Genomic DNA, 14,121 nt, shown 5'->3' on the forward strand with positions numbered 1-14,121 from the left:
CCGCTCGGCCCTACGCCAAGAGGTCTCGCAGCCGCTGCTCCAGGTCGGCCTTGGCTTCCGGCTGCGGCTCCATGAGCCGCGCGTCCCGGAGGCTGCCGGCGATCGGCTGGTGGTCCGTGACCAGGTGCGGATCGCCGCCCTCTTCGTTGATCAACTCGATGAGGAGTCGCTCCACAAGCTCGGCTCGAACCGCGGCATGGCCCGGGTCGTCCCAGAGGTTGTGCAGGTCCTCGGGGTCGTCCTTGACGTTGTAGAGCTCGCCGTACTCGGTGGTGCCGTAGTGCAGCAGCTTCCAGTGCTCGGTCACGAGCATTTTGACCCGCTGCGTGATGGGCTGCGGGTGCGCCTTGCCGAGGCCAACAAGCTCCGGCCGACCGCTGCCAAAGATGGCGATGCGCTCCACGATCACCGCGTCGCGATGCACGTCCGTTTCTCCGCGCAGTAGCGGAGCGAAGCTGCGGCCCTCCTGGCCGACCAGCGGATCCGCGCCCGCGAGGTCGAGCCAGGTGGGCACGAGGTCGAGCTGCGTCATCACCCCGGCGTGCACGCGGCCCGCCTCGACCGTCCGCGGGTGGCGCCACAGCAGCGGCACGCGGTTGACGCACTCGTAGGACATCATCGGCTTGGCGGCGATGCCGTGATCGTTGAGGCCCTCGCCGTGGTCCGAGCTGAAGATCACGTGGGTATTTTCGGCCAGGCCCAGCCGCTCCAGCTCGGCCAGCACGCGGGCGACGCCGTCGTCGATGAAGGTGGTCATGCCGTAGTAGTGCGCCACGATCTCGCCGTGGTGGTCGCCGTCCCAGCCGCTGGTGGTGTCGTAGCCCTGATAGGGCAGGCCGTCGCGGGCGTACTGGTATTGCGGCGGCTTGTTGCTCACGTCCTCGCGCGGCACCGCCGGCGGCATGTCCGCCGGGTCGTACATGTCGCAGTAGGGGCGCGGCGGCGTGAAGGGCTGGTGCGGGTCGTAAAACGACATCCAGAGGAAGAACGGCCGCTCCCGCCCGTGGCCCCGCAGCCAGTCGACGGTGCGGTCGGCGGTGCGGTGGGTGTAGTGCCACTCGGCGGGGACGGCGTTCTTCCAACTATGGAAGGCGCCGGTGCGGGGCGCGAGCGCATTGACCGGCTTCCACAGCTCCAGGCCCTCGGGATGATGCCGCTCGAGCCAGACGCGCCAATGGCCCTTGGGATACGTGTGGGCGCCCAGGATTTCGACGTAGTCGAACCCGAAATAGGGTCCGTACCAGAGGCCGTCCTCTGGATCGACCGGCGCGCCGGGCGGGGGGTGATCCGGCAGCACGTCCTCGTATTCGCCGCTCTTGAAGTGGGGCTTGCCGACCAGCGCCGTGGCGTAGCCGGCCTGGCGGAGGGAATCGCCGACGACGGGGATGGCCTCGCTGAGATTGACGTTGTTGAAGACGTGATGCCCGCGCTGGCTGCGTCCCGTGATCATGCTGGCGCGCGCGGGGGCGCAGATGGCGTTGGTGGGATAGGCGCGGTCGAAGCGCATGCCGTCGCGCGCCAGGCTGTCCATTGCCGGCGTGCGGATGCGCGGGTTGTGAATGCCCAGCGCGTCCCACCGCTGCTGGTCGGTGGTGATGAAGAGGAAATTCGGCTGGGAGGTGCTGGGCATTTGGGTCCGCTTGGGAATGGGATTCAGTCGCCCACCTTAGCCGTCCTGCTTAGCGGCGGCCAAGGGCGGTCGAGGCTCAGTCCAGGTGCCAGACCTCGGGCGCGAAGAACATCTGGCCGTCTGCGTCGGTCAGTTCCTCGATGACGTCCTCGAACCATGCGCTCCAGCGGGTGTTGACGTCGTAGGACCCGATCTTGCCGAAGGCGGTGGCGACGTCCGGCTCGCACTCGGCGTAGGCGATGACCTGGAGTCCACGCCGAAACAGCGAGTAGTTGGTGAAGCCCGACTCGCGGATGGCCTCCACCAGCTCGGGCCAGATCTCGTCGTGACGGCGCTTGTATTCGTCTTCGGTGCCGGGCTTGATCTGAAAGGTGAAGCAGACCCGCTCCATGGGGAACCTCCGTGCGCTGGGAACGCTTGACGTGCCGAGGCTACCGCGCCACATCAATCTGCGCGCCGGCTGAGGCGGTCAGACCTCCTCGACGACCGTGGCCTCGATGCCGCGGTGCAGGTCGCGGTGGGTGTAGTAGTAGACCACCAGCACGCGACCGTCCCGCAACTCCACAGCCCAGGGATAGCCGCAGTCCGAGGTCATGGAGTCGCTGCGCACGTTGAGGACGGCGCAGGTGTCGAGGTCGTCGCACTCGGCGTCCGTGACCCGCACGGTGCAGCCGCGCTGCCCGTCCCAGCGCGTCCCCGTGGTGACGAACACGCGCCCGTCGCTCAGCGGCAGCATGTGACTCGGGCTGCCGTAGATGGAGGTCGGGCGCCACGGCGACCAGGTGCGGCCGTCGTCGTCCGACTCGACCCGAGCCACGATGGTGCCGCCCTGCCGCCCCGTCAGTTGGATCCTTGGCGAGCCCCGCGGATGACACCGATAGAGGACCACCAGGCGGCCGCTGGGCGTGCGATGAATGGCCGGCTCGCTGAAATGCACGATCGGGTCATCCGCGATGCGGCCGCCGTAGGTCCAGGTTTCGCCAAAGTCGTCGGAGACGCGCAGCATGCCGAAGTAAGGCTGCTCGCCGTGAGGACGCTCGGTGGCTTTGCTGGGCTTGAGCAAGCGGCCGCCGGGCAGCTCCAGCAGCCCGCTGCGACACACGCCCGAATGCTCTGCGGGATGGCCCCACTGGGCGTCCGGCAGACGGGGAAAGCGCACCGGGTTGCTCCAGGTTCGTCCGCCGTCGCGGGAGCGCACCCAGAACGGGATGCCCGGTCGGGAGATCCAGATGCAATGCTGCGGCGATCCGACATCGGGCGCGTGCGGCACCGCGTTAAAGGTGAAGTCGGCGATTCCCTGGGCGGGCACAAGCTCGTTGCTGGACGCGTGAAGAAAGAGGCTGCCGTCGCTGAGCGTGTGGGTGCCAAAGTCGATCACGCCGCCGCGCGGGTCGTTGGTGACCAGCCACGGTTCGCTCCAGGTCTGGCCCTCGTCGCGCGACGCGACGGCGCGCACGTCGAAGAGCGGATGGCTGTGATGGGCATGCCCGAGGTGCGGCGCGCGGTGAAAGAGCGCCAGCAACTCGCCCTCGGGCGTGCGCACGACGTTGGGCGCGGTTGCGTAGTGCCCGGTCTCGCGGTAGACGGTGAGGTGCTCGACGACGCGCCAGCTCATGGGGCCGGCAACTGGACGGCCCAGACTCGCGGCATCGCGGATTGCCTCTCGTGGGTTGGGCTGTGACGGGCAGTCTACGCGGAACGAGCTGACGGCCCGAGACGCGACCTCGGCTGGCGGTTGTCACCCTCACCCCGACCCTCTCCCATCCCAGGGAGAGGGGGCCGGACCGACGTGCGCCGAGCGGTGGATATGGCGTGTTCCAAGCGGCAGACCCCTCACCCCGCCCCTCTCCTCATGGGAGAGAGAGCCGGATCTCGCCGGCGGAAGAGTTGGGAGTTCGCACGACGGGCTTGGGCCATCCCCGTGATAGGCTGCCGCACCAGAATTGAGCCCAATAGTCGAGCGGAGGCGCACTGGTCATGAGTTCGTCACAGCAGGCGGCCATCGAGTCGTGCATCCAGCGGTTTTGCACCGGCACGCTCACCGAGGCAGACCTGCGAGACACCTTGCAGTCGCTGGCCGACGGCGAGAACAAACGCCAGGAGCTGCTGTACGTGCAGGCCGGCACGGCGTCGGTCAATTCGGCGGTGATCGGCATGTTCATCGCGCGGGACGGTGAGATCGACGAGGGTCCGCCGAATCCCGACGACATGCCCTACGACACCGTCATGGACGCCCTGAATGACGGCTGGCGCATCATCAAGTTTCCGGAATTGGCCGTGATCCTGGACGAGACCAGGCTCCACGGGCCGGGAGTCGAGTTCATCCTGGAGAAGGTGAGGTAAGCCCGCCATGCGAACCCACGACTGCGAACCGACGCTCACCGACTCTCAGGTGCTCGACTTTTGCAAGTCCGGCTATCTGCCGCTCGAGGGCGTGGTTTCCGACGACGTCAACCAGCGCGTCGTCGATTTCATGAACGACCACGCGCCGCACATCGAGCCGGGCGATTTCGCCAACCACGAACCCAACGAGATCCTCGACGAGGACTGGTTCGTCGACGGCGTGCTGTGCAATCCGGTGGCGGCCGGCGCGGTGCGCTGCCTGCTCGGACGGGACTTCGCGCTGCCGAGGATCATGTCGAGCCACCGCGTCCACATGCCGGCCCGCGCCTACGGCTGGCATCGCGACGGCGGCTCGCTGTCGAGCCACGAGCTGAACTATCTGCAGGTCTACTACTACCCGCAGGACACGACAGTGGAGATGGGCGCCACGGCGTTCCTGCCCGGCTCGCACCTCTACTGGCCCTTCGGGCAGGGCAGCTCCGGCCTCTACGGCATGTTCCGCGGTACGGTGTCGAGCGCGGCGCCCGCAGGGTCGATCTTCATCTCGGCCTATTCCGTGTGGCACCGGCGCACGCAGTCGACGGCTTCGGGCATCCGCAATCTGCTGAAGTACAACTACTGGCGCACGTCGGCGCCGGAGCGCGATTGGGTGCGCGAACCGGACTTCGACCCGGCGACGGCCGTCTACGGCCCCGGACCCGACGCTCCCCCCGGGCCGCGACAGTCCTACCTGGCCGTGGCGCGCATGTACTTCTGGCTGTGCGGACGCTTGGACGACTTCCAGGCGCTGGGCGGCCAGGGTTGGCCGAAGGTCGGGCCGGTGGACTACCAGCCCTACGGCTATCCGGGCGACCCCACCGATCCGCGCGTCCAGCAAAAGGCAAGCTGAACCCGCACGCAGGGACTATTGGGCAACCCCTCCGTCATTCCGGCTTCCGCCGGAATCCAGTCCGCTCGAGGCTGAGGTCGCGCCAGATGCTTGGCGTCGGGCGGGTCTGAGACCCGCCCCTACCGGATTCCGCAAAGGTCTCTTGAAGGGAAAGAGCTAGGGTGAGGGTGATCCGGGGCTCGGGCGTTGGATGTGGACCATCTAGGCAAGGGTCTCCACAGGCGGACCTACCGTGACCACGCCCGGCCGGGTGATCGTCGGCACCGCGAATTGGAACGACCTGCGCGGGTTCTATCCGCGCGGCACCAAGGCGAGCGAGAAGCTGGCAGCCTACGCCGCGCGACTCTCGGGCGTGGAGGTGAACGCCACCTTCTATCGCATGCCCAAGCCCGAGACCGTGGCCGCGTGGGCGGAGCAGACGCCGGACGGCTTCATGCTGAGCCTCAAGGCGCACCGCTACATCTCGGGATTGCTGCGGAATCCGGATAAGGCCGACGCGACGGGATTCGAGCGGCACTTGGCGATGGCGCGGCCGCTGGTGGAGGCCGGAAAGTTCGCGGGATACCTGCTGCAGTTCCCCGGCAAGCTGAGCGCCGAGATGGACTTCGAGCGGTCGCTATCGGTGCTGCGTGAGGGCTTTCGCGAGGTGCCGCTGGCCGTTGAGCTGCCGGACTCCCCGGACGAAGACGTTCGCGCGCTGATCGTCGAGGCTCTGCGCACCCACAACTTCGCGCGGGTGCGCAACGACTCAATAGCTTCGGAGTGCGCGCCAATGCCGATGGACTCCGATGACCTGATGTACTTCCGATTCCGTGGTCCGGCGGCTGCTTCGAACATGGGTGATGACGGGCGCGTGCGGTATTCCGATGCCCAAATCAAGGAACGGGCAGCTATCGTTGAGCAGGCGAGCGAGACGGGCCCAATGACCATGGTCGTGTGTTACGGGAAGAAGGACGTGGACACCGCCGACGCGGCGCTGCGGCTGACCGCCGAGCTCGGGAATCGTGGAGTTGCCGTTGGCTGAACATTCGCCGCGATCCGCGGACGCGCCGCCCGTGCCCGACGGCTACGACGGGCCGCGGGCCTGCGACCCGCATGAGTTCGGGGCCATGCTCGACCTGCAAAACCTGGCGCTGCGGACCCTCAACTCACGCGCCGGGGAACCGCCGCGCATGCCGTCCATGGGCTTGGACTGGCCGCACGTCTACTACCCCGCAAACCTCGACAACATCCGCGTGGTCACGCACGACGGTCTGGTCGTGAGCGCGGTGGCCATCGCCCCGACGACGGTGCGCACGCCGCGCGGCCGGTTAGAGCTTGGCGGCATCAACGGCTTCGTCACGCACCCGGCGCACCGCCGGCGCGGGCTCGGCACGGCCGTGCTGCACGACGCGCACCGGGTCATGCGGGAATGCGGCCATCACATCGCCATGCTGGGCACCGTCAGCCAGAACTACTACCGCCGCTTCGGCTGGGAGATGGGGATGCGGCAGCGCAGCCACACCCTGGACCGCGCGAACATCACTCTGCTGCCGCCGAGCCCCCACGTTGAGATCACCGAGGATTGGCGCTCCCACGTGGCGTCGCTGACGGCCATGTACGCGCGCGAGCCCATGGGCGCCGACCGCGACGAGCACTACTTCACGCTGGTGGCGCAGTCCCGGGCCGACCGCCTGCTCGTCGCGCTGCGCGACGGCGAGCCGGTGGCGTACGTGGCCGTGTGGCAGCGGGAGGTCCTCGAGACCGGCGGCGACGTGGTGGCGACCGTGGCACTGCTGCGGCGCGTGCTGCGCGATGCCGACGATCCTCGCGCCAGCACCACCGACCGTCCACCCGGCGAAAGCACGGTGGTGACGCTCGACATCATCGTGCCCGAATCGAACGAGGGCCTCGCCGGACTGCTGCAGGAGACCGGCATTCCGTTCGGCCAGACCCATCACTACATGATCAAAGTGATCAACCTGGAGTCACTGCTGCGCGCGCTCGACTTGAGTGAGGTCGAGGCCACGCCATCTGGCGACGGCTGGCGGCTGCGGCGTGGCGGCCGCACGCTCGCGGTCAGCGAGTGTGAGCTGGTGAAGCTGCTGTTCGGTCCGGAGCGGTTTCCCGACTTCGCGCCGGACCTGTTCCCGCTGGACTTCTTCCAGTGGAAGCTCGACCGGATGTGAGGCTAGGAACAGCCTGAACACAGGTGGAGGGCTTTACCCCAATCCGTTCGCCCTGAGCAACGTCGAAGGGCCCCGTTCATGGTTCGACAGAGCCTGTCCTGAGCTTGCCGAAGGGCTCGCCACGAACGGTGGCGGAACCCCACGGACGGGTTGACGGACTTATGACGCAAGCGTCCCCGGATTCCACCGGATAGCCGTCACCTGCGTATGCCCGATCGCGGCGTCCCACACGGTGCGCGCGGGCCCGTGGTCGCATGTGCCGACGATGGAGAGCACGTCGCCGTCGTCCAGCGTCACGCTGGCGCTGAAGCCGCTGACGCCGCTGCCGTAGTAGAGGTAGACCGCCTCGTCGGCCCAGGATTCGCCGGAGTCGCGACTGAGCATGACGCGGCCACTCGGCGGGCCGGGACCGTAGCGGGTGTCGTGGACGACGGCAATGGTTCCGTCGCCGGAGACCGCGGGCGCGCCAAAGCACTGGCCGAAGACGGTGGTGAGCTGGCGCAGGTTGCCCCAGGTGCGGCCGCCGTCGGGCGAATCGGCCAGGAACACGTGCTTCCAGGCCAGATTGCCCCGCGCGCCCTGAGGGTCCAGGTCCTTAGCGCGATCGTCCGGCATCCGCGGCCGCTGGTAGCGAACGACCGCCAACAGCCGACCGCCGCCCAGCTCCGCGACCGCTCCCTCGGTACCCCAGTCGCACACGAGCGACGGCTCCGACCAGGTATGGCCGCCGTCACTGGATCTGAAGGCCAGCAGATGCATGACGCCGCTGGCGGGCGGCTCCCACACCAGGCGGTCGCGGCAGCAAAAGAGCATGAGCAGGGTGCCGTCGTCGATCCGCCGCAGGGAGTGGTAGTAGCGCTCGTCGTAGCGGGCCGGCAACGTCAGCTGCGAATGCGCGCTCCACGTGCGGCCCTGGTCGGTCGAGGCCACGATCTCGATGGGGTCCGTGCGGATGCCGTCGTTCGAGCCGACGTGCACCAAGGTTCCGTCGTCGAGAACGGCAATCGGCCCCCGGTACGGATACATGTCGAGGCCCAAAGTGGCCGATGGTTCACGTCCCGCCGAGTCGCCGCGCGGATAGGCCGACCAGGTGCGTCCCTCGTCGTCGCTGCGGCAAATCAGCGAGCCCTGGTTGACGTAGATTGCGCCGTCCCGGGCGCGCGCGGCGTGGACCATCTGCGGGTGCCCTGCGGGATCGTGCGGCAAGGTCGACTTGACGACCGGCACGCGATGCAGCCGGCCGGCGGCGGCGTGCAGCACGTAGTCGGACGCCTGCATCTTGGCCAGGTCGTCGTCCGACGGCCACGGCGCGCCGCCAAGGTTGCCGGTGTCACCCGGCGCGGCGAGCTTCATGGGATCTGGCCTTGGATCATGTCGACTCCTTGGGCATTTGGGCAGCGAATTCGCCGGTCGTCCGCACCCTCACCCTAACCCACTCCCATCGAGGGAGAGGGGACCGGATGGGCCGCCGCCAGGAGGTTCTTCCGGAGCCGTCGGGGCGGGTTTGAAACTCGCCCGACGCCAGGCATCCGGCGCGCTTCCAGGTTCGGCCGGACTGGATTCCGGCTTCCGCCGGAATGACGGAGGGGTTGCGCAGAGGCCTCATCGAGGGGGAGGGGATTGCGGGGAACTCGGCCTGGCACAGGTCCGGTCCCTCCTCCCCTGGTGGGAGAAGGTTAGGTTGAGGGGGATTCGACTCCTCACGGTGACCTGCTCCCCGCCACTTCGCCCGGCGTGATTAGCCGCGGCGGGGCGTCGTCGGGCCAGTCGAGATGCCCCATGAACAGGCCTCGGGTGCGGTTGGACTCACGGTAGCGGAAGTCGTCGGGATCCGCCGAGCAGTGGGTAATCCACCACTGCCCCTCCCAATGCAACACCTCCGAGGCGTGGCAGAAGCCCAGCCGTTGCGGCTCGTAGCCATGAAAGTCATAGGGCGAGTCCGAGGCGACGAAATGCGTCCACCAGCCGTGCTTGAAGAAGAGCCAGAACTTGCCGTCCTTGGGCACCACGCAGGGCGACTCGACCTCGAGCGTCGGCTCGTCGTCGAACGGCCACGCCTTCATGGTGAACACCGGCCCGATCTCCTGCCAGTGCAGCAGATCGTGGGACATGGACGCGGCCACGCATACCAGGTTGTGGCCGAACTTCTCCTGCACGCGCGCGACCCAGTAGGCCACGAACGTCCCGTCGTCGAGCTTGATGATGTGCGGGTCGCGGCAGCCGCCGTAGGAGCCTCCCAGGCGGCGCGCCACCGAAAGAAAGTCGCCGCCCGCGTCGCGGTGCATGCGGTCCACCTGGTCGGGCTTGGGCAGACCGAATCCGGGCCACTTGGCCCAGGAAACCGACGGCACGATCGCGGGATTGCCGGGGAAGCGCTCCCAGGCGAAGCAGTCGGTCGACGTGGCGAGGCAGATTCGCTGCGTGCGGTGCGTATCCGTGACGCAATACAGCATGTAGAAGCAGCCGTCGTGCTCGATCACGTAGGGCGCGAAGCAGGTCACCTCTTCCGGCCAGACGCCGGTGGCCGTGAGCGCCGGGGGATGCACGGTCCACTGCATCAGGTCGGCGGACGTGGCGTGAGCGAGCGAGTCCTCGACGCCGTGCATCTCGCCCGGACCGGTCACGTCGCCGATGATGCCGAAGAAGTGCCACAGACCGTCGTGCCGGATCAGGCAGTGGTCGTTGAGATAGCGGCCCGGATAGGTCAGCACCTCCCGAAACGCGCCAAGCTGCACGTCGCCGTAGGGACTGCGGCGGACGGAGCTAGCAGGCATGTGGGACTCCGCGCGATCGCGCAGGTGTGACCGCCTCGCTCTCCGGAGGGCCCCCTAGACCTCCACCGCCTTGACCTCGTCGGACCAGTCGGTCCAGATGCTGCCCTTGGGGCCGGCGGCCAGGCGATCGTCGGGCCAGGTGTCGGGCTTCTTGTGGAAGCCGTAGAGCGTGGCCTGGCGGATGATGTCGGGGTGTTCGTTCCACCCGGCCAGGTGCAGCATGATCGTGTGCCAGAGCACCACGGACCCGGCGGGTCCCGCGGTCATCACGGGCTCCGTGTCGTCCTTGATGGCGCCGATCGGGGGATCGGTGTAGCCCACGAACCTGGGCGCGTCCTCGCCGTTGGCAATGGCCGTCGCCCCGTGGTTCGTGGTCTCCCAGTAGTCCCAGATGCGGTGGTGGCTGCCCGGGAAGAGCATCAGCCCACCCGCGCCCTCGGGCACGTCGTCGAAGTAGACGGCGGTCTGCAGCAGCCGGCGACTGTTGTAGAGACCCTCGCCCGCGTGGGCCCCGCGCCAATCGGGTGGGGTCGAAACCGGGCTGTTCGGCAGCGTGCAGTACATGCCGCGGGTGCCCTGCGCGGTCATCCAGTGAGGGCCGGTGCTGGGCAGGCGCAAATATTCCGTCTCGCCCGAGACCTTCCCGGTCCATTCCTCGTGCCGAGGTCCCAGGTGGACTTCCATGCCGTCGGCGATCTTCTTGGTCATGAAGCATGGGCCGGTGGTGCAGCCGGAATCGTCGAGGCCGCCGGGGAACACGACCTCGCCCTTGCCCAGCAGCTGCTCGGCGATGTCCCACACCGCGCGGGCGCCGATGTCGAGCAGCAGGTCCTCGGCACCGTTGCGAATGATCATCCGATGCCCGCCGCCGGAGAAATAGGGGTCGCCGCCGACCTCCGGCCGCGCGTAGCTCTCTTTCTCCTCGTCGGTGAACGGGATCCAGGTGGAGGGGTCGTCGCGTTTCATGCTGGGCCGGCTCTCGGCGATGGTTTCCCACATTTGATCGCGGGCCTGGCGGCAGAGGTCGGCATCGACGACGCCCGGGAGCACGAGGTAGCCGGTGCGCTTGAACTCGGCGATCTGGCACTCAGTGAGGCGGGCGGCCTGGGGGACGGTTGGGGCGGACGCTGGCATGGGATCCGGTCCTTGTGTGGGTGATGCCCTCACGCTGATGCGTGAGTATGGCCCACGGCGCGAACGGTCACCAGTGTCGGCGTCTTGCGAACGTCCCGCTGCCGATACACGCCCTGGCGGACGCGGTCGGTCAGTTCCGGATCGACGACTCGCGTCGGGCTCGCTGCCGGATGGTTGCGAAAGTACTCAGTCTTGGCGTCCAGCTCCTCGACTCTCAGCGCGCCTCGCGCCACGAGCCCGCGCTCGAAGGCGAGCAGCCACCGCTGGTAGTAGCCGGACAGGTATTCGTCTGGATCAAGACCTTCCAGCCTGGGACGCGAGAGACCGTCTTTGACCGTAATCACGAGCCCGAAGATCCGACCCTCCCACTCGTTATGGAAGATCGGCTCATCCGCTTCAGGCTCGACGTGTCCGTAGCCCGGCACCCCGCCCATGTCGTGTATGCCGGAGATTTTCATCGGCTAGCTCCGCCTTCACCTCACACGTTGGATGCGACAAGTACCAAGCCGTCGGAGTCCGGCGTCATGGGCGGGGTCCCGACGGGCAACCACAAGGGTTGCCCCTACACGGATCGCGCAGGGATTCGGGACCGGGATCACCGCTTCCCGAAACCGTTGCGTTAATCGTCGACACCCCACGCCCAGAGCCGCGGGTCACCCTCACCCCAACCCTCTCCCTTCAAGGGAGAGGGGACCGGAGGTGCTCCCCGATCTGCCCTGGAGGGGTTACGCAACGGTCTCCTTCCGCGGGAGTGACGGACTCTCGGCGACCCGCGGCGTCCTATTCGGCTAGATCTCCACCGCCCGAACTTCCTCGGACCAGTCGGTCCAGATGCTGCCCTTGGGGCCGGCGGCCAGGCGATCGTCGGGCCAGGTGTCGGGCTTCTTGTGGAAGCCGTAGAGCGTGGCCTGGCGGATGATGTCGGGGTGTTCGTTCCACCCGGCCAGGTGCAGCATGATCGTGTGCCAGAGCACCACGGACCCGGCGGGTCCCGCGGTCATCACGGGCTCCGTGTCGTCCTTGATGGCGCCGATCGGGGGATCGGTGTAGCCCACGAACCTGGGCGCGTCCTCGCCGTTGGCAATGGCCGTCGCCCCGTGGTTCGTGGTCTCCCAGTAGTCCCAGATGCGGTGGTGGCTGCCCGGGAAGAGCATCAGCCCACCCGCGCCCTCGGGCACGTCGTCGAAGTAGACGGCGGTCTGCAGCAGCCGGCGACTGTTGTAGAGACCCTCGCCCGCGTGGGCCCCGCGCCAATCGGGTGGGGTCGAAACCGGGCTGTTCGGCAGCGTGCAGTACATGCCGCGGGTGCCCTGCGCGGTCATCCAGTGCGGGCCGGTGCTTGGCAGGCGCAGGTATTCCGTCTCGCCCGAGCCCTTGCCGGTCCACTCCTCGCGCCGGGGGCCCATGTGGACTTCCATGCCCTCGGCGATCTTCTGGGTCATGAAGCAGGGGCCGGTGGTGCAGCCGGCGTCATCGACGCCGCCGGGGAACACGACCTCGCCTTGGCCCAGCAGCTGCTCGGCGATGTCCCACACCGCGCGGGCGCCGATGTCCAGCAGCAGATCCTCCGCGCCGTTGCGAATGATCATCCGATGGCCGCCGCCGGAGAAATAGGGGTCGCCGCCGACCTCCGGACGCGCGTAGCTTTCCTTCTCCTCGTCGGTGAACGGGACCCAGGTGGCGGGGTCGTCGCGCTTCATGCTGGGCCGGCTCTCGGCGATGGTTTCCCACATCTGGTCGCGGGCCTTGCGGCAGAGATCGGCATCGACGGCGCCCGGAAGCACGAGGTAGCCGGTGCGCTTGAACTGGGCGATCTGGCTCTCGGTGAGGCGGGCGGCCTGGGGGACGGTTGGGGCGGACGCTGGCATGGGATCCGGTCCTTGTGTGGGTGATGCCCTCACGCTGATGCGTGAGTATGGCCCACGCCGCGTAGGGTCACCAGTGACGGGGAGCGGTACCTTCGGCTACTCCTGTAAGGCCACTGCGCGGGGCGTCCTGGGACGCCCGTTAGGCGCGCGCGCTCGGGTAGTTTGCGGGCGTCCGCAGTACGATCCACTGCATTGTGAGCAGCGGCCCGGTTCATTACGGCCTCGCGGGCGTCGCGCGGACGACCCTGACCGAGACCGACATCGACGACCTGCGCGTCGGCGCCTGGATCCTCGGTACCGGCGGCGGCGGCGACCCCACCTACGGCAATCTCTGCCTCAAGAAGCTCTACGCGCAAGGCCGCGTGGTCGAAGTCATTGACCCCATGGACCTGCCGGACGACGCCCATGTCGCCGCCGTCAACCAGATGGGGTCGCCGCTGCCGGCGGAGGAGCGGCTGACCGATCCGGCGACGGTGACCCGGGCGATCCGGGAAATGGAGGCCTACGCCGGCATCCGGTTCACGGCGGTAATGCCCTGGGAGATCGGCGGCGGCAATGCGTTTCAACCGCTGATGGCGGCGGCCATGCTGGGTTTGCCGGTCGTGGACGCCGACGCCATGGGCCGGGCCTTTCCCGAAGCGCAGATGACGAGCTTCGCGGTCAAGGACTTCACCTGTCATCCGCTGGTGATGGCTGACATCCGGCCCAATACCGTGATCATCTCTGAGGCGGCGGATTGGAAGTGGCTGGAGCGCCTGCGCCGCCGCGCCTGCACCGAGTTGGGCGCCGTTGCCGCGACCTGCAACCCCCCGCGAACCGGTCATGAGGTCAAGACCGGCTCGCATCTCTACACGGTCGACAAGGCGCTGCGGATCGGCCAGACCGTCCGGCGCGCGAAAGCCGCGCACCGCGATCCGGTGGCCGAGCTCCTGAAGCAAGAAGGCGGCATTGCGCTGCTGCGCGGAAAGGTCACGGACGTGGAGCGGCAAACCACCGGCGGCTACTTGCGGGGACGGCTCGACATCGCAGGTCTTGACGCCCACACCGGAGCCACCATGCGCATCGCGTTTCAGAACGAGTTCACGGTCGCCTGGCGCGACGACGAACCGTGCGCCACCACGCCCGACCTCATCTGTGTGCTGGATCAGGATTCCGGCGAGGCCATCGGCACGGAAGTGGTTCGGTTCGGGCAGCGGGTGGCGGTTGTTGCACTGCCCGCGCCAGAGATGCTGCTCAGCGAGCGCGGGCTAGAGCTGACGGGGCCACGAGCCTTCGGCCACGATCTCGACTACCACCCGCTCTTCACGCGGTGACC

The 14,121-nt window shown here is 67.9% G+C and carries 13 protein-coding genes; 5 read left to right on the forward strand and 8 right to left on the reverse strand.

The genetic code is table 11. From position 1 onward, the window contains the following. Positions 1-10 precede the first annotated feature (10 nt). The 3 genes from OXG33_05100 to OXG33_05110 form a co-directional block, all read right to left on the reverse strand. Positions 11-1,630, reverse strand: a complete 1,620-nt coding sequence (locus OXG33_05100; GenBank protein MCY4113305.1) for a sulfatase-like hydrolase/transferase — start codon at positions 1,628-1,630, stop codon at positions 11-13. Positions 1,631-1,706: 76 nt separating this feature from the next. Further along, complete coding sequence (locus tag OXG33_05105; GenBank protein MCY4113306.1) at positions 1,707-2,021, reverse strand: L-rhamnose mutarotase; 315 nt, start codon at positions 2,019-2,021, stop codon at positions 1,707-1,709. 78 nt (positions 2,022-2,099) lie between these two features. Further along, a complete protein-coding gene (locus tag OXG33_05110; GenBank protein MCY4113307.1) occupies positions 2,100-3,245 on the reverse strand; it encodes a sialidase family protein in 1,146 nt (381 codons plus the stop codon). Positions 3,246-3,607: 362 nt separating this feature from the next. Between OXG33_05110 and OXG33_05115 the strand changes: the two genes are divergently transcribed. The 4 genes from OXG33_05115 (at position 3,608) to OXG33_05130 (ending at position 7,030) form a co-directional block, all read left to right on the forward strand. Further along, positions 3,608-3,973 carry a hypothetical protein gene (locus tag OXG33_05115; protein MCY4113308.1) on the forward strand — a complete coding sequence of 122 codons (366 nt, stop codon included), beginning with the start codon at positions 3,608-3,610 and terminating at the stop codon, positions 3,971-3,973. Between the two features lie 7 nt (positions 3,974-3,980). Further along, a complete protein-coding gene (locus OXG33_05120; GenBank protein ID MCY4113309.1) occupies positions 3,981-4,862 on the forward strand; it encodes a phytanoyl-CoA dioxygenase family protein in 882 nt (293 codons plus the stop codon). 232 nt (positions 4,863-5,094) lie between these two features. Then, entirely contained in the window at positions 5,095-5,886 is a 792-nt protein-coding gene (locus OXG33_05125; protein MCY4113310.1) for a DUF72 domain-containing protein, read from the forward strand. Next, positions 5,879-7,030, forward strand: a complete 1,152-nt coding sequence (locus OXG33_05130) for a GNAT family N-acetyltransferase (protein ID MCY4113311.1) — start codon at positions 5,879-5,881, stop codon at positions 7,028-7,030. The genes OXG33_05125 and OXG33_05130 overlap by 8 nt, the downstream gene beginning before the upstream one ends. A 159-nt stretch (positions 7,031-7,189) precedes the next feature. On the opposite strand, the gene OXG33_05135 is transcribed toward OXG33_05130, so the two are convergent. From OXG33_05135 to OXG33_05155, 5 genes are all read right to left on the reverse strand, one after another. Beyond that, complete coding sequence (locus OXG33_05135; GenBank protein ID MCY4113312.1) at positions 7,190-8,383, reverse strand: sialidase family protein; 1,194 nt, start codon at positions 8,381-8,383, stop codon at positions 7,190-7,192. Positions 8,384-8,730: 347 nt separating this feature from the next. Continuing rightward, on the reverse strand, positions 8,731-9,804 hold the full coding sequence (locus OXG33_05140) for a hypothetical protein (GenBank protein ID MCY4113313.1): 1,074 nt from the start codon (positions 9,802-9,804) through the stop codon (positions 8,731-8,733). Between the two features lie 54 nt (positions 9,805-9,858). Continuing rightward, positions 9,859-10,938 carry a phytanoyl-CoA dioxygenase family protein gene (locus tag OXG33_05145; GenBank protein ID MCY4113314.1) on the reverse strand — a complete coding sequence of 360 codons (1,080 nt, stop codon included), beginning with the start codon at positions 10,936-10,938 and terminating at the stop codon, positions 9,859-9,861. A 29-nt stretch (positions 10,939-10,967) separates the two neighbouring features. Further along, positions 10,968-11,396, reverse strand: a complete 429-nt coding sequence (locus OXG33_05150) for a nitrile hydratase subunit beta (GenBank protein MCY4113315.1) — start codon at positions 11,394-11,396, stop codon at positions 10,968-10,970. Between the two features lie 330 nt (positions 11,397-11,726). Next, on the reverse strand, positions 11,727-12,806 hold the full coding sequence (locus tag OXG33_05155; GenBank protein MCY4113316.1) for a phytanoyl-CoA dioxygenase family protein: 1,080 nt from the start codon (positions 12,804-12,806) through the stop codon (positions 11,727-11,729). Positions 12,807-13,000: 194 nt separating this feature from the next. Here OXG33_05155 and OXG33_05160 point away from each other — a divergent pair, with 194 nt between their 5' ends. Continuing rightward, positions 13,001-14,119: a DUF917 domain-containing protein gene (locus OXG33_05160; protein MCY4113317.1), complete on the forward strand. Its 1,119-nt coding sequence runs from the start codon at positions 13,001-13,003 to the stop codon at positions 14,117-14,119. Positions 14,120-14,121 lie beyond the last annotated feature (2 nt).

Source organism: Chloroflexota bacterium, from assembly GCA_026708035.1.
Lineage (GTDB): Bacteria > Chloroflexota > UBA11872 > UBA11872 > UBA11872 > JAJECS01.